Annotated in this window: 13 protein-coding genes and 1 tRNA gene; 6 read left to right on the forward strand and 8 right to left on the reverse strand. The window is 73.9% G+C overall.

Annotated elements, in window-relative coordinates; genetic code table 11:
* Positions 1 to 34: 34 nt before the first annotated feature.
* Entirely contained in the window at positions 35 to 940 is a 906-nt protein-coding gene (locus ACVWW9_RS00490; protein WP_456513964.1) for a hypothetical protein, read from the forward strand.
* Here ACVWW9_RS00490 and ACVWW9_RS00495 read toward each other — a convergent pair.
* Positions 937 to 2340 (reverse strand): S1C family serine protease, encoded by a 1404-nt coding sequence (locus ACVWW9_RS00495; protein WP_456513965.1) that lies wholly within the window; start codon positions 2338 to 2340, stop codon positions 937 to 939. The two genes, ACVWW9_RS00490 and ACVWW9_RS00495, sit on opposite strands and share 4 nt — an antisense overlap.
* 92 nt (positions 2341 to 2432) lie before the next feature.
* On the opposite strand from ACVWW9_RS00495, the gene ACVWW9_RS00500 reads away from it, so the two are divergent.
* Entirely contained in the window at positions 2433 to 3641 is a 1209-nt protein-coding gene (locus ACVWW9_RS00500) for an aminotransferase class I/II-fold pyridoxal phosphate-dependent enzyme (protein WP_354259832.1), read from the forward strand.
* A gap of 56 nt (positions 3642 to 3697) precedes the next feature.
* Here ACVWW9_RS00500 and ACVWW9_RS00505 read toward each other — a convergent pair whose 3' ends face one another.
* Complete coding sequence (locus ACVWW9_RS00505) at positions 3698 to 4498, reverse strand: nitrilase-related carbon-nitrogen hydrolase (protein WP_456513966.1); 801 nt, start codon at positions 4496 to 4498, stop codon at positions 3698 to 3700.
* A 106-nt stretch (positions 4499 to 4604) separates the two neighbouring features.
* On the opposite strand from ACVWW9_RS00505, the gene ACVWW9_RS00510 reads away from it, so the two are divergent.
* Positions 4605 to 4910: a thiamine-binding protein gene (locus ACVWW9_RS00510; RefSeq protein WP_123698305.1), complete on the forward strand. Its 306-nt coding sequence runs from the start codon at positions 4605 to 4607 to the stop codon at positions 4908 to 4910.
* Positions 4907 to 5623: an AIM24 family protein gene (locus ACVWW9_RS00515; RefSeq protein ID WP_354259826.1), complete on the forward strand. Its 717-nt coding sequence runs from the start codon at positions 4907 to 4909 to the stop codon at positions 5621 to 5623. The genes ACVWW9_RS00510 and ACVWW9_RS00515 overlap by 4 nt, the downstream gene beginning before the upstream one ends.
* 22 nt (positions 5624 to 5645) lie before the next feature.
* Here ACVWW9_RS00515 and ACVWW9_RS00520 read toward each other — a convergent pair whose 3' ends face one another.
* The 4 genes from ACVWW9_RS00520 to ACVWW9_RS00535 all read right to left on the reverse strand — a co-directional run bounded on the left by ACVWW9_RS00520 (position 5646) and on the right by ACVWW9_RS00535 (position 10804).
* Positions 5646 to 6410 carry a class I SAM-dependent methyltransferase gene (locus ACVWW9_RS00520; protein WP_456513967.1) on the reverse strand — a complete coding sequence of 255 codons (765 nt, stop codon included), beginning with the start codon at positions 6408 to 6410 and terminating at the stop codon, positions 5646 to 5648.
* Positions 6411 to 6496: 86 nt separating this feature from the next.
* Positions 6497 to 6570 (reverse strand) — tRNA-Met (locus tag ACVWW9_RS00525).
* 59 nt (positions 6571 to 6629) lie between these two features.
* Positions 6630 to 9596 (reverse strand): UPF0182 family membrane protein, encoded by a 2967-nt coding sequence (locus tag ACVWW9_RS00530; RefSeq protein ID WP_456513968.1) that lies wholly within the window; start codon positions 9594 to 9596, stop codon positions 6630 to 6632.
* 71 nt (positions 9597 to 9667) lie between these two features.
* Positions 9668 to 10804: a YlbL family protein gene (locus tag ACVWW9_RS00535; protein ID WP_354259818.1), complete on the reverse strand. Its 1137-nt coding sequence runs from the start codon at positions 10802 to 10804 to the stop codon at positions 9668 to 9670.
* Between the two features lie 20 nt (positions 10805 to 10824).
* On the opposite strand from ACVWW9_RS00535, the gene ACVWW9_RS00540 reads away from it, so the two are divergent.
* Together ACVWW9_RS00540 and ACVWW9_RS00545 are read left to right on the forward strand one after the other, a co-directional pair.
* Positions 10825 to 12219 carry a zinc-dependent metalloprotease gene (locus tag ACVWW9_RS00540; protein WP_456513969.1) on the forward strand — a complete coding sequence of 465 codons (1395 nt, stop codon included), beginning with the start codon at positions 10825 to 10827 and terminating at the stop codon, positions 12217 to 12219.
* 85 nt (positions 12220 to 12304) lie between these two features.
* On the forward strand, positions 12305 to 13027 hold the full coding sequence (locus tag ACVWW9_RS00545) for a hypothetical protein (protein WP_456513970.1): 723 nt from the start codon (positions 12305 to 12307) through the stop codon (positions 13025 to 13027).
* On the opposite strand, the gene ACVWW9_RS00550 is transcribed toward ACVWW9_RS00545, so the two are convergent.
* Complete coding sequence (locus tag ACVWW9_RS00550; RefSeq protein ID WP_456513971.1) at positions 12957 to 14705, reverse strand: ATP-dependent helicase; 1749 nt, start codon at positions 14703 to 14705, stop codon at positions 12957 to 12959. The two genes, ACVWW9_RS00545 and ACVWW9_RS00550, sit on opposite strands and share 71 nt — an antisense overlap.
* Positions 14660 to 15562 (reverse strand): NAD(+) diphosphatase, encoded by a 903-nt coding sequence (gene nudC / locus ACVWW9_RS00555; protein WP_456513972.1) that lies wholly within the window; start codon positions 15560 to 15562, stop codon positions 14660 to 14662. Before nudC ends, ACVWW9_RS00550 begins: the two co-directional genes overlap by 46 nt.
* Positions 15563 to 15587: the final 25 nt, after the last annotated feature.

Raw genomic sequence — 15587 nt, forward strand, 5'->3', positions numbered from 1 at the left:
CGGATGCACGTCCGGCACCGGATGAGGGGGAACCATGCAGGAGATCGAACGCGACGACGACCTCGGCTGGCTCGTCGGCACGCTCGACCGCATCCTCGGCGTGCAGCGGCCGCTCGTGGTCAACCACCTGCGCTCGCTCCGCCGCAAGCACCCGGAGCTCTCGCCCGCGCAGGTGATCGAGCGGCTCGAGAAGCAGTACCTCGCCGCCGTCACGAGCGGCGGCGCGGCGGTCGGCGCGACCGCGGTCGCCCCCGGCATCGGCACCGCCGCGGCGCTCGGGCTGACCGTCGCCGAGACCGTCGGCTTCCTCGAGGCGAGCGCCTTCTTCGCGCAGGCGGTCACCGAGGTGCACGGCATCCACGTCGAGGACCCGGAGCGCGCGAAGGCCCTCGTGATGGGCCTCATGCTCGGCTCCGGCGGCAAGGCGCTCGTGAAGCGCGTCGCCGAGCAGTCGCTCGGTCGCGGCGCGGCCGGCAGCGCGTTCTGGGGGGAGCTCGTCACGTCCCGCATGCCGACCGGCATGATGGGCCAGGTCGTGGACTTCCTGCGGCGCGCGTTCCTCAAGCGCATGGCGCGCAACACCGGCGCATCGATGCTGGGCCGCGCGCTGCCCTTCGGGATCGGCGCCGTCGTCGGCGGCGTGGGCAACCACATCCTCGGCCGTCAGATCGTGCAGGCGGCGCGCGAGGCCTTCGGTCCCCCGCCGGTCGCCTTCGACCCGAGCCTCGCCCCGGTCGTGCGCGAGGTGCGGCCGAGCCTCGGCGAGCGGATCAGCGAGGCGCGCGCGATCGAGCGCGAGGGCCTCGGCGGCGGGCTGCGGCGGCTGCGGCAGCGGCGCGCCGACGTGCCGCCGGTCGACGAGGACCTGCCGCTCGAGGACAGCGCGCCGCCGGCCCCTCGCGGGACCGACGGCGCGGGGACCGACGGGGGTCGCGGCTAGCCGAGCTCGCTCAGCGTCACCTCGGCCTCGGCCTCGTCGCCGTCGCGGAGGTAGGTGACGGTCACGGTCTCGCCGCCGGCGTGGGCGCGCACCTGCGCGGTCGCATCGGTCGCGCCGGTCACCGGCTGCCCGTCGATCGCGGTCACGACGTCGCCCGCCTGCAGGCCCGCGGCAGCGGCCGCGCCGCCCTCGACCGTCTCTCGGATGAGCGCGCCCACGGTGCCGACGGAGGCATCCGTCACGTCGCTCACCGACGCGCCGAGCAGGCCGTGGCTCGCGGTGCCGTCGGCGATGATCTCGTCGACCACGCGCTGCACGAGGCTCGACTCGATCGCGAAGCCGATGCCGATCGAACCGGACGAGGTCTCCGAGCCCATGCTCGCGATCGCCACGTTGACGCCGACGAGCTGGCCCGCCGCGTTCAGCAGCGCGCCGCCGGAGTTGCCCGGGTTGATGGACGCATCCGTCTGCACGACCGGGATGGAGATGTCCTCCGCGGCCGCCTGGGTGCCGTCGGGCTGCCAGAAGCCGAAGGGCTGCTGCTGCGACTGGTCCTCCTCGCTCGGCGCGGCGCTCGAGGCGATGCGCAGGCCGCGGTCCACCGCCGAGACGATGCCGTCGGTCACGGAGTTCGAGAGGCCGAGCGGCGCGCCGATGGCGATCGCCGTGTCGCCGACGCGCACGTCGTCGCTCGCGGCGAACGTGATGACCGGCAGCTCGGCGTCGACCTTGATGACCGCGAGGTCGACGATCGGGTCGGTGCCGACGATCTCGGCGGCGAGCAGCCGTCCGTCGCTCGTCTCGACCGTGATGGTCGCGTCGGCGGCCTGCCCGTCGAGGGTGACGACGTGGTTGTTCGTGACGATGTAGCCGCCGGCCGCGATGGCGACGCCCGAGCCCTCGCCCGAGCCGGAGCTCGACGAGGCCTGCACGGTCACGACGGAGGGTCCGGCCGCCGCGGCGACGTCGGCGATCGTCGAGGGGTCGGAGACCGTCTCGCCGGTCGCGCCGGCGCCCGGCGCGGACTGCGTCTGCGGCTGCTGCTGGCTGAGCGCGAGCGCGCCGCCGCCGAAGCCGGCCGCGCCGCCGAGCAGCGCTGCAGCGACGAGCGACGTCACGACGAGGCCGGTGCGCCGGGATGCGCGCGGCGCGGCAGCGGCGAGCGCCGGCTGCTCGCCCATCGGCGCGTAGGCGAGCGTCGGGTGCTCGGCGCCGGGGACCGGCGGCGCGCCGTGGGCGTACGGGCCGCCCTGGGCATGCGGGCCGCCCTGGGCGGACGGCGAGGAGGGCTGCTGCCAGCCATGCCAGCGCTGGCCGTCGGGGGCCGAGGTGGGAGCGGGCTGCTGCGGCTGCTGCTGCGGGCCAGCGGGGTTCGGCACGCGATCGTACGGGTTCGTCATGTGCTCGAGCGTGGCACCCGAATCCATGCGGTTCCCATGCGATCCCGATGTCGAGCGTCGGAAGGGAGGCGGGAGCGAGTAGCGTTCGGAGCATGGAGCAGGCACCCTGGCAGCGGACCGCAGCGGGCGCAGGACTGCTCGGCACGGACGGCCGGCTCGCGCCGACGATCTTCGCCGAGATGACCGCCCTCGCGTCGAAGACCGGCGCCCTCAACCTCGGGCAGGGCTTCCCCGACGAGGACGGTCCGCGGGCCGTGCTCGACGCGGCGAAGCACGCGATCGACCACGGCAGGAACCAGTACGGCCCCGGTCGGGGCAGCCAGGAGCTCATCGACGCGGTCGTCGAGCACCAGCGGCGCTTCTACGGCATCGGGCTCGGCCGCGGCGACGTGCTCGTCACCGCCGGTGCGACCGAGGCGCTCGCGGCGACGATGCTCGCCTACCTCTCCCCGGGCGACGAGGTGATCGTCTTCGAGCCGTACTACGACGCGTACGCCGCGGTCGCCGCGCTCGCCGGCGCCGTGCTCGTGCCCGTGCCGCTCGCCGCACCCGACTTCCAGCCCGACCCCGACCGGCTGCAGCGCGCGGCGACGCCTCGCACGCGCATGATCATCGTGAACTCGCCGCACAACCCGACCGGCACCGTCTTCGACGAGGCGTCGATGCGGCACATCGTGCGCGTCGCCGAGCGCCGCGACGCGATCATCGTCACCGACGAGGTCTACGAGCACCTCGTCTACGACGAGCGGCACGTGCCGATCGCCACGATCGACGCGGCGCGCGACCGGCTCGTGTCGATCTCGTCGGCCGGCAAGACCTTCTCCGTCACCGGCTGGAAGGTCGGCTGGATCATGTCGACGCCGGAGCGCATCGCCCAGATCAGCGCCGTCAAGCAGTACCTGACGTTCGTGAACGGCGCGCCGTTCCAGCCCGCGGTCGCCGTCGGCCTGCGGCTCGCCGACGAGCACTTCGACACCATCCAGCAGACCTTCGCCCGCAAGCGCGACATCCTCGCGCGCGGGCTGCGGAAGGCCGGCTTCACGGTGCACGACGCGATGGCCGGCTACTTCCTGCTCGCCGACGCCGCGCCGCTCGGCATCGACGACGCGACGGCGCTCGCCCGGCGCATGCCGGAGCTCGTCGGGGTCGTCGGCGTGCCGCTGCTCGCGCTCGCGCGGCCGTCGCGGCGCGACCTGCGCTCGACGATGCGGTTCGCGTTCTGCAAGTCCGACGACACGCTGCACGAGGCGGCCTCGCGGCTCGCGGGGCTCAAGAGCGCGGTGCTGCAGCCGGTGCCCTGAGCCCGCCGCGCTGAGCGCGCTGCGCAGCGCCCGCCGCGCACCGCGCGCCGCCGCCCTCAGGCGATGCGGTAGCGCCGGTTCGCGAGCGACGGGTTGCGCACGCGCGTCGCCGCGGTGACCTCCGCGTCGATCGGCGCGACGGCCAGGCCCTCCCCGTCGCCGAGCGCGGCGAGCGCCACGCCCATGGGGTCGACGATGAGCGAGCAGCCCACGCCGAGCGGCGGCGCCTGGTCGGCGGCCACGACGTGCACCGTCGACTCGATCGCGCGGGCCGTGACGAGCGTCGTCCAGTGCCGCTCCTTCTGCGGTCCGCGCACCCACTCGGCGGGCACGACGACGACGTCGGCGCCCGCGTCCACGAGCCGCCGCGTCGCCTCCGGGAAGCGCAGGTCGTAGCAGGTCTGGATGCCGATGCTGGTGCCGAGCGCCTCGATGACCGGCACCTGTCCGGGGTCGCCGGCCGTCAGCCAGTCGGACTCGCTCGACCCGAACGCGTCGTAGAGGTGCACCTTGCGGTAGGCGACGCGCACCCCGGTCGCGTCGACGGCGACGACGGTGTTCGAGACGCCGCCGCCCCGGCGCTCGAGCAGGCCGGCGACGACGAGCGCGTCGTGGGCGGCCGCGCGGTCCGTCAGCATCGCGACGAACGGTCCGTCGAGCTCCTCGGCGGCCGAGGGCGCGGTGGCGGCGAGGTCGCTCGAGCAGTGCTGCGAGTACTCGGGCAGCACGATGAGGCGAGCGCCGCGCGCGGCGGCCGCATCGATCCAAGCGGCAGCGGCATCCCGGTTCGCGTCCACGTCCTCGCCCGGCGCCCACTGCACGGCCGCGGCCGTCAGCACTCCGTCTCGCTCGTCCATGCTCCGAGCCTACGGCGGCGGCCGTGCGCGGGCTGTCGGGAGCCGTGGCGAGCCGCGGGCGCTTCCAGCATGCGGATGCCAAGATCGCACCGACGAAGGGAGCAGGATGCTCGTCGCATTCTCCGTTGCACCCGGCACCGCCGGCCCCGACGGCTCGGTGCACGACGCGGTCGCCGCGGCCGTGCGCGTGGTCCGCGAGAGCGGGCTGCCGCACCGCACCGACGCGATGTTCACGACGATCGAGGGCGAGTGGGATGCGGTGTTCGACGTCGTGCGCCGCGCGACCGACGCCGTCCTGGCGCTCAGCCCGCGCGCATCCCTCGTCCTGAAGGCGGACATCCGGCCCGGATGGACGGGTGAGCTCGACGGCAAGGTCGTCAGGCTCGAGCAGGCCCTGGAGGGGGACGCATGAGATCCGAGCTGTTCGCAGAGGCGAATCAGGAGACCCAGTCGACCGAGCGGTGGGTGAAGCAGTCCAGCTACATGCTGCGCACGAACGTCGCCAACGGCGGCGACGTGCTGGCCGCGAAGGGCGCGATGGTCGCCTACCAGGGCCAGATCGAGTTCCAGCACGAGGGTGCCGGCGCCGCGCGCATGCTGAAGAAGCTCGTCACGGGTGAGGGCGCACCGCTCATGCGGATGCGCGGGCAGGGCGAGGTCTTCCTCGCCCGCGACGCCGCGAACGTCTTCACCGTGCTGCTCGAGAACGAGGGCCTGTCGGTGAGCGGCAAGAACCTGCTCGCCTTCGACGCGAACCTGCAGTGGGACATCAAGATGCTGCGCAGCGGCAACATCATGGCCGGCGGCCTGTTCAACCTGGAGCTCGGCGGCGCCGGCACCGTCGGCGTCTCGTGCGAGGGGCAGCCGATGCTGCTCGACTGCTCCCGCCAGCCGACGTTCGTCGACCCGAACGCCGCGGTCTGCTGGTCGTCGAACCTGCAGCCGAGCGTCGTGAACAGCATGAACATGCGCTCGCTGCTGCGCGGCGGCACGGGCGAGGCCTTCCAGCTCGCGTTCCACGGCCCCGGCTTCGTCGTGGTGCAGCCGAGCGAGGGCCGGCAGCAGGTCTCGGGCTCGAACGGCGGCAGCAGCAGCGGCGGCGGCATCGGCGGGCTCTTCGAGTAGCCCGCGCGGCACGCGCGCCGCGTCAGGCGCGCGTGCCCCTGGCCGCCCAGGCGACCGCGCGCACCTCGAACGGCGGCTCGGGCAACAGCTCGCCGCAGCGATCGCGCAGCCGCTCGCGCGCGGCCGCGTCGAGGCCCGCCACGTGGTCGCCCGCGGGCCCGACGCCGAGCTCGAACGGCTGCCACCACGACGCGACGTCGGGGAAGGCGACCGTCACCGCGATCGGCTCCTCCCGCACGCCCTGCAGCCCCGCCGCCTCCAGGAGCTCCGCGAGCTCGCCGCGGTGCGCGCCCGGCCGCCGCGCCTCCGAGGGCGGCTCCCCCGGCCCGTCGTGCAGCGAGGCGACAGCCGCCCAGAAGGCGCCGAGCGGGCCGGTCGCGTGGTCCCAGACGCACGCTGCGACCGTGCCGCCCGGGCGCGTGACGCGCGCCATCTCGGCCAGCCCCTGCACGGGGTCGCGCATGAAGTGCACGACGAGCTGCGCGAGGGCGGCGTCGAACCTCGCGTCGGCGAACGGCAGCGCCTCGGCGACGCCCTCGACGACCTCGACCGACGGGTGCCTCGCGCGCGCTGCCGCCACGAAGCTCGGCGAGGGGTCGATCGCCGTCGCGGTCGCGCCGCGCGCGAGCAGCTCGTCGGTGAGCGCGCCGGGGCCGCTGCCGACGTCCAGCACCGCGGGCGCGGCGCCGGTCGCGACTCCCGAGAAGTCGGCGAAGACCGCGGCGAGCGGCACCGAGAACCTGCCCATGAACCGGTCGTACGACTCGGCTGAGACCGCGAAGCCCATGCGGCGAGGCTAATCGCCCGCGCCACGACGCAGAAGAGGCCCCCTCGCGGGGGCCTCTTCGTGTGCCGCAGTTCGCGGACTTCTTGTTGCGGGGACAGGATTTGAACCTGCGACCTCCGGGTTATGAGCCCGGCGAGCTACCGAGCTGCTCCACCCCGCGGCACAAGAAGAGACGTTACCAGGGACTCGGCAGCAGGGCAAATCGGCCCCACCGGATGCTTACGGCGCGGTGGTCTCCTCCGGCGCCGGCGTCTCCGCCGGAGCCTCCTCGGGTGCTGCCTCGCCCTCAATCTGGGCCGAGAGCCGGATGGCCTCCGCGAGCGCCGTGGTGAGCCGCTCGTCGGCCTCCGCGGCCGCGACGAGGTCGTTCTCGGCGTAGGCGGCCTGGCGCTCCTGGAGCGCCGTGCCCGCCTGCGCGATGGCCGCGTCGAGCTGCGTCTGCAGATCCGTCTCGGGCGCGGGCTGCTCGCCCTCCTGCCCAGGCTCGGTCGGCACGGGGTCGACGCCGGAGTCACCCGCGTCGGCACCGGAGTCGCCGCCGAAGAGCGAGTCGAGCGCCTCGTCGAGGGTGTCCTCGAACGCGATGTCGTCGCCGAACGCGACCAGGATCTTCCGCAGCACCGGGAACGAGGTCGCGCCCGTGGACTGCAGGTAGACCGGCTGCACGTAGAGCAGGCCGCCGCCGACCGGGAGGGTCAGCAGGTTGCCGTTCAGCACCTCGGTGGAGCCCTGCTGCAGGATGTTGAGCACCTGCGAGACCTCGGCGTCGGTGTCGAAGTTGTTCTGCACCTGGCCGGGGCCGGGGATCGATCCCTCCTTGGGCAGCGACTGCAGCGTGAGCCTGCCGTAGTCCTCGCTCACCTGCCCCGGCGTGCTGCCGGCGTCCGCGTTCACCGACAGGTAGCCGTAGAGCACCTCGCGGCCGTCGCGCGGGATGAAGGTGGAGTAGAGCGTGAACGCGGGGTCCTGCCCGTCCACCGACATCGTCAGGTAGTACGGCGGCTGCGGCGGCGCGGTGACCTGCGCGTTCGACCACGTCGGGTCGGAGGGCGTCGCCCACTGGTCGTCGCCCGAGAAGAAGGTCGCGGGGTTCGTGACGTGGTAGTCGCCGAGCACGTTGCGCTGCAGCTTGAACATGTCGGCCGGGTAGCGCACGTGGCTCATGAGCTCGCCCGACATCGCGCTCATCGGCTGCACCGTGCCGGGGTAGATCTGCATCCACGCCTGCAGGATCGGGTCCTCGGGGTCCCACGCGTAGAGCGTCACGGACCCGTCGTACGCGTCCACGACGGCCTTCACCGAGTTGCGCATGTAGTTCACGATGTCGCCGGCGGTGAGCTCGGGGTTCGCGTTCGTCACGTCGGCGATCGTCTGCGCGATCGAGCGGTGCGACGAGTACGGGTACATCGAGGTCGTCGTCATGCCGTCCACGATCCAGACGAGCCGCTGGTCGACGACCGCCGGGTAGGGGTCGCTGTCGAGCGTCAGGTACGGCGCGACGGCGGCGACGCGGTCGCGCGGGTCGCGGTCGTAGAGGATCTGCGAGTCGGCGGTGACGGCGTCGGACAGGATGATCTGCTCCGACTGGAACTTCAGCGCGTAGACCAGGCGGTTGATGAACGAGTCGAGCTTGGGGCCGCCGTCCTCCGAGAAGGTGGTGTTGGCGTTGCCGCTGCCCTCCTCGGCCGACCGCGGGTAGTCGAGCTCGAGCGGCGCGGAGCCCTCGGCGCCGCCGACGATCGAGTAGTCCGGCGTCGACTCGCCGAAGTAGACGCGCGGCTGGTACTCGCCGAGCGCGCCCTCGGTCGGGATGCCCTGCTGCAGGAAGACCGGCTGGCCCTCGGGCCCGCGCTGGTTGCCGTACGCCGCGACGACGCCGTAGCCGTGCGTGTAGACGATGTGCCGGTTGTACCAGCTGTCCTCCTCGAGCCCCGAGAGGTCGAGCTCGCGCACCGCGATCACGGTGTCCTGCGTCTGCCCGTCGACCTCGTAGCGGTCGACGTCGAGCTGCTCGGCGAAGCCGTAGTACTGGCGGTACTCCTGCAGGTTCGCGAACGCGTCGGTGACGAGCGCCGGGTCGATGATGCGGATGTTCGCGGTCGTCTCGGCGTCGGCGCGCAGCGCGCCGGGCTCGGCGTCCGTGCGCGCATCCGACTCGCTCTCGACCATCCCATCGATGCCCCACGCGGCGCGGGTGGCGTCGATGTTGCGCTGGATGAACGGCTCCTCGAGCGTGCGCGCGCTCGGGTCGACCTGGAACCGCTGCACGATCGCCGGGTAGGCGACGCCCACGACGAGCGAGGCGGCGATGAGCAGCGCGGTGCCGACGATCGCGATGCGCCAGCGGCCGATCACCGCGGTGATGATGAAGAAGATGGCGACGAGGCCCGCGATGCCCGCGAGGATCTGCGCGCCCGGGATGGTCGCGTTCACCTCGGTGTAGCCGGCGCCGGTCGCGAGGAAGCCCTGCGACGTCATGGCGAGCGCGGCGTACTGGCCGAGCCAGATCGAGACGCCGAGCGCGAGCATGTAGAGCGCGACGATGATCGCGAGCTGGATGCGCGCGGAGCGCGAGATGCGGAACTCGCGGCCCGTCACGCGGATGGCGCCGTAGAGGTACGCGGTCGCGAGCGTCGCGACGCCGCTGATGAAGAGCACCGCGAGCGCGAAGCCGACGATCTGCTGGTAGAGCGGCAGCTCGAAGACGTAGAAGCTGATGTCGAAGCCGAACTGCGGGTCGGCCTCGCCGAACGGCGTGCGGTGCAGCCACAGCTGCGCCGTCTCCCACTGCGTGGCGGACGCGATGCCGGCGAAGAGGCCGAGCACGACCGGCGCGGCCCACATGCCGACCTGGCGCAGCGGCTCGACGAGCTCCTGGTAGCGGTCGAGCTGCGAGTTGAGCTGCGCGTAGACGGGGCGCGAGCGGAAGGCGATCTGCACGCTGAGCGCGAGCGGCACCGCCATGCCGAGGAAGCCGATGAGGAACATCACGGCCATCGACAGCCAGCGCGTCTGCAGCACCTGCACGAAGCCGAGCTGGTCGAACCACAGCACATCGGCGTAGAACCCCGAGAAGAGCACGAACGCCCCGATGATGGCGGCGACGATCAGGATCGTGATGAGCAGCGGCGATGGACGCTGCCGCCTGACGGTCGCTGGGGTCGGTCGTTCGGCGTTGGAAGACACGTCGTTCAGCTCCAAGGTGCGGGGCGGGCGGTGCCGCTCATGGTATCCGCCCCGCCTATGAGCAGACCGCGCTACGGCGCGGGCGCAGCCTCGCACGTCGGGAGCGCCGACGTGTCCTCGTTCATGGCCACCGCGTCGATCGCCGCCATCGCGTCGTCGAGCGTGTCGACCGCGAAGACCGTGAGCCCCTCGGGCACGTGCCCGACGACCTCGCCGCAGTTCTCGACCGGCGCGAGGAAGTGCGTCGCGCCGGCGTCGACCGCGCCGTGCATCTTCTGCACGATGCCGCCGATCGGCCCGACGTCGCCGAGCGCGGCGATCGTGCCGGTGCCGGCCCAGCGCGTGCCGGCGGTCATCGCACCGGGGGTCAGCTCGTCGACGACCCCGAGCGCGAACATCATGCCGGCGCTCGGTCCGCCGACGTTCGGCAGCTGGATGTCGACCTCGAACGGGAACGTGAACTCGTTCGACGGGTAGATGCCGACGATCTTCTGCCCGTCCTCGACGACCGGCGTCACCTCGACGGTGAGCGCCTCGTCGCCGCGCTGGATCTCGAGCGTCGTCGGGCCGTCGACGGCCGCGATGGACGCGCGGATCGAGAAGACGTCGTACGCCGCCTCGCCGTTGACGCGCAGGATGCGGTCGCCCTCCTCGAGCAGGCCCTCGGCGGGCGAGCCGGGGATGACGCCGGCGATGCGCACGTCGCTCTCGACCTCGAGGCCCTCGTGCAGCAGCGCGGCCGCGACGGCCGCGGACTGCGAGTTCTGCATCTCGATGCGGCCCGCCTCGTTCGACTCCTCCACCGACACCTGGGGCGGGAAGGCCGCGGCCATCGGGATGATCGAGTCGGACGGGTCGAGGTATGCCTCGGCGACGTCGATCCAGGTGAGCGGCCGCTGCGGGTTGCCGAGCAGCGACACGGTCAGCAGCCGGAGCTCCCCCTCGGTCGGGTACGTCTCGGCGCCGTCGATCGTGATGAGCGGGCCGGCGTCGGTGGCGCCGAGGGTGTCGAAGGTGGGGCCGGGCGTCTCGACCACGTAGGGCGACGGCAGGAAGGCGAGCGCGAGCGACGCGACCGCCGCGATGCCCAGCCCGACCCATCCGGCCCGGCGCACACGGCGGGGCCGCACGTCCGGGAACCGGTGCTGCACCGGGTGTTCGCGGACGGCGGAGGACGGGATGGGCGGATTCCCCGCGGGTTGCGACATGCTGCGGCTAGCGTAGTCGCATGCCTGAGGACTCCGACGATCGACGCCCTGAGGACGAGCTGCGCGAGATGCTGCAGAAGTTCCTGTCGGGCGATGGGCCGATCGATCCCGCCCGACTGGCAGGCGCTGCCGGCATGCCCTCCGATCCCGCGCAGCTGCAGGCCCTGATGGCGCAGCTGCAGGCGGCGCTCGCCCGCACCGAGGACGGCATCGACTGGGAGGCGTCCCGCCGCCAGGCCGCGGCCGTCGTGCAGCGCGACCCGGGCTCGGTGTCGAGCGCCGAGCGCGACGCGGTGCGGCAGGCGGCCGAGCTCGCGGCGCTGTGGCTGAGCGAGACGACCGACATCGGCGCCGCCGCGACCGAGCTGCAGCTGCTCTCGCGGCAGCAGTGGGTCGACGCGACCATCCCCGTGTGGCAGGAGATGAGCGAGCCGGTCGCGAACAGCATCTCCGACGCGCTCACGGCCGCGATGCAGGAGCACGCGCCCGAGGAGGCGCAGGAGATGCTCGCGGGCGCCGAGCGGATCCTCCGCAACGTCGGCGGCACGATGTTCGCGATGCAGCTCGGCAACGTGGTGGGCCAGCTCGCCGGCGAGACCGTCGCGGGCGGCGACTTCGGCTTCCCGCTGCTCGAGGGCACCGCGGCGCTGCTGCCGGTCAACCTGCGCGCGGTGGCAGAGGGGCTCGAGATCCCCGAGGACCAGGTGCGCATCTGGATGTCGGCGCGCGAGCTCGCGCACGCCCGGCTCTTCCACCACGCGCGCTGGCTGCGCCTGCACGTGCTCTCGTCCGTGCGCGAGTACGCCGAGGGCATCCGCATCGACGTCGACCGGCTCGAGGAGCTCGCGGAGTCGTTCGACCCGACGAACCCCGACGAGCTGCGCGAGGCGCTGAAGAGCGGAGCGCTCATCCCCCCGAAGACGCCCGAGCAGGTCGAGACGCTCGCGCGCCTCGAGACGACGATCGCCCTCATCGAGGGCTGGGTCGATGCGGTCACCGAGACGGCGACCGCCAGGCTCCCCAAGCGCGAGTCGATCGCCGAGATGGTGCGCCGGCGGCGCGCGACGGGCGGCCCCGCCGAGAAGGCGTTCGGCACGCTCGTCGGCCTCGAGATCCGGCCGCGCCGGCTGCGCGAGGCGGCCGCGTTCTGGCGCACGGTGACGGATGCCGTGGGCGCCGAGGTGCGCGACTCGCTCTGGGACCAGCCCGACCTCATGCCCGACGGGGCCGACATCGACGACCCCTCGCGCGTCATCGCGCGGCTGCAGGGTGCCGGCGAGCTCGACGAGATGGACCTCGCGCTGCAGGAGCTGCTCGACGACGCGGAGCGCGCGGAGGGCGAGGCGCCCGCACCGGACGCGCCGGCCGAGGACCTCGGCGACGACACCGGCGAGGACACCCCGCCGCAGCGCTGAGCCGGCCGGCGAAGAGCAGGCCGGCGGAGCGCCGGCCTGTGGACAGCCGGCGACGCGGCCCTGCCGATGGGCGCACCATGCCGCCATGCTGCGCCTCGATCCGCACCTCGCCGTCTTCCGCAGCGCGCCCGATCGCATCATGATCGGCGCGCAGCAGCCGGTCGCCGAGCTCGCCGCGGACGACCCCACGCTCCTCGGCATCGCGGCGCTGACGCGCGGGGTCGTGCGCCGCGAGCTCGAGCACCTGCTGGGCGACGAGCCGGCCGCCGTGCTGCTGCGCGCGGTGGGCCCGGCGCTCGAGCCCGCGCCGCCCACGCTCGGGGTGCGCGTGCGCGGCCGCATCCCGCTCGCCGACGCGCTGCACCGCGCCGCGCGGCTGTCGGGCCATCCCGCGCGCGACGACGGGCTCGTGCTGCCGGTGGCGGCGTGGCGGCTGCCGGACGCGGAGCTCGAGCGGCTCGCGGCGTCGGGGCTCGCGCACCTGCCCGTCGTGGTCGGCGACGTCTGGGTGCAGGTCGGGCCGTTCGTGCCCGCGGGCGCCGGATGCGCTGGCTGCGCCCGGCAGGACGCCACGCGCCTGGACGGCGACGCCCTGCTCCCCGGCCACCTCACGCCCGTGCCGAGCGCGATCGCGGCGGCGCAGACCATCGTCACGGTGCTCGGCGCCCTCCGCCGGGCGGCCGACGAGGCGCTGCCCGCGGGCTGGGGCGCGCGCATCCGGCAGCGCGACGCCGCGGTCAGCGCGCTGCGGCGCTCCCGGGCGCGCTGCCCCCACCGATCTCGGCCAGGAACCGCGATGGCTGCCTGACGGCGTGCCCGGAGTGGCGCGCCCAGGTCAGCGAGAGCGACCGCTGCGCGCGGGTGATGGCGACGTAGAGCAGTCGGCGCTCCTCGTCGATCTCGGCGAGCGTCGTCGCGTGCGAGACCGGCAGCAGCCCCTCCGCGAGCCCGATCACGTGCACGTGCGGCCACTCGAGGCCCTTGGCGGCGTGGATCGTCGCGATCGTCACGGCCGCGAGCGTCGGCTCGTGCTCCGTCGCCGCGCGCCGCTCGAGGTCGCGCGCGAAGCCGGGGAGGTCGGTGCCGCCCGCCTCCTCGGCGAGCGTGACGAGCGCGTGCAGCGCATCCCACTGGGCGCGCTCCTCGCCGTGGGTCGCGGGCGGCGAGGCGGAGTAGCCGAGCCCCATGACGATGTCGGCGACCGCCTGGAACACCGGCCTGCCGTCGGCGGGCGCGCTCCGCAGCATGAGCACGGCGCGCTTCACGACGGGTATCTCGAAGAACCGCGTCGATCCGCGCACCGTGGACGACAGCCCGACGCCCGCGAGCGCCTGCTCGAGCAGCCCCGCCTGCGCGTGGAAGCGGGTGAGCACCGCGATGTCGCCCGGGTCGGCGCCCGCGTCGACCTGCGCGCGGCACGCGGCGGCGACCGCGGCGGCCTCGGCGGAGTCGTTGCCGTGCACGGTCGCGCTCGGCTCCCGCCCCGGCTCGCCCGACGCGGCCGTGAGGGTGAGCGCGTCGCGCCCGCGCATGAGCCGGTTCGCGCAGCCGACGATCGCCGCGGTCGAGCGGTACGACCGCTCGAGCCGCACGACCTCGGCGTCCGGGTGGTCGTGGACGAAGCGGTTGAGGCTCGCCGGGTCGGCGCCGGCGAAGGAGTAGATGGTCTGGCTCGGGTCGCCGACCACGCACACGTCGCGCCGCTCGCCGAGCCACGCGGCGAGCAGCCGCTGCTGCATGGGCGAGACGTCCTGGTACTCGTCGACGGTGAAGTGGCGGTAGCGGGATCGCACCTCGTCGGCGACCACGGGCTCCCGCTCGAGCATGCCGGTGGTCGCGAGCAGCACGTCCTCGAAGTCGATCTGCCGCCGCTCGTCCTTCACGCGCTCGTACGCCATGTGGAGGTCGATCATCGCGTCGGGGGCGATGCCCGTCGGCATCGGGCGGATGCGGGCCTGCAGCCCGTAGTCCTCCATCGTCATCGCCTGCGACTTGCGCCACTCGATCTCGCCGGCCGCGTCGCGCAGCTGCGCCGTCGGCAGCCGCAGGCGCAGCTGCGCCGCGGCGTCGGCGAGCAGCGACGCCTTCTGCGGCAGCAGCCGCGGCATCGCGGAGCCGGTGAGCCGCGGCCAGAAGTGCGACAGCTGGGCGAGCGCCGCCGCGTGGAACGTGCGCGCCTGCACCCCGCCGGCACCGAGGCGCGCGAGCCGCGTGCGCATCTCCCCCGCCGCCCGGCTCGTGAACGTGAGCGCGAGCGAGGCGTGCTCGGCCTGCTCGCCGGTCGCGACGCCGTAGGCGATGCGATGCGTGATCGCCCGCGTCTTGCCGGTGCCGGCGCCGGCGAGGATCGCGACGGGGCCGCCGAGCGTCGTCGCCGCCTGGCGCTGCTGCTCGTCGAGGCCGGCGAGGATGCGGTCGGCGTCGGTCAGCACGCGATCGGTCACGCGGGTCGGGCGCCGCGCGCGAGCCAGGCGTCGAGGATCCACGACGCGATCGAGGTGCGGCCCGGCAGCTGCACGGCGCCCGCCCGCAGCTCGTCGCGCGTGAACCAGCGGACGTCGAGGATCTCGACGCCGTCGGGGCGGATCGTGCCCGGGTCGTCGGCGACGCACTCGAAGCCGATCATGAGGCTGCGCGGGAACGGCCACGGCTGCGAGCCGAGGTAGTGCGGCTCGACGACCTCGAGCCCCGTCTCCTCCCGCACCTCGCGGACGACGGCGGCCTCGAGCGACTCGCCCGGGTCGACGAAGCCCGCGATGAGCGAGTAGCGGCCCTCGGGCCACGCCGCGTTGTGCCCGAGCAGGATGCGCTCGTCGGCCCGGTCGTGGATCGCCACGATCACGGCGGGGTCGGTGCGCGGGAAGTGGGCGCCGCCGTTCGCGTCGCGGCGCACCCAGCCAGACTCCTCGAAGTCGGCTGGGCTGCCGTCGATCGGGCTGTGGTGGCTCTCGCGCTGCCAGACGCCGAGCGCGACCGCCTGCACGAGCGCGCCGGCGTCGGCGTCGTCGAGGTCGGCACCCACCTCGCGGAGCGAGCGCCACTCTGCGCCGGGCACGTCGAAGGGCTCGGCGACGAGCATCGACAGGATCGCGCCGCCGTACGCGCCGTCGGCGCCGACGGCGCGGCCGAGCCAGCTGAGCGGCACGAGCGGCTCGACGTCGGCGGCGGGCAGCGCGTCCGGCGCGAACCGCACGAGCGCGCCGTCGCGCACCGGGGCACGATCGCCGGCGACCGCGATGATGCGGGTCGAGGGGTCCTCGAGGGCGCGGTCGACCGCATCCGGCGCGAGCCGGGACGCGTGGTCGCGGTCGAGCGCCGATCGGGCGAGCGGGGGAACCTGCACGTCACCTCCGTCGCGTGGCGCGGCC

It is taken from the genome of Agrococcus sp. UYP33 (genome assembly GCF_054060915.1).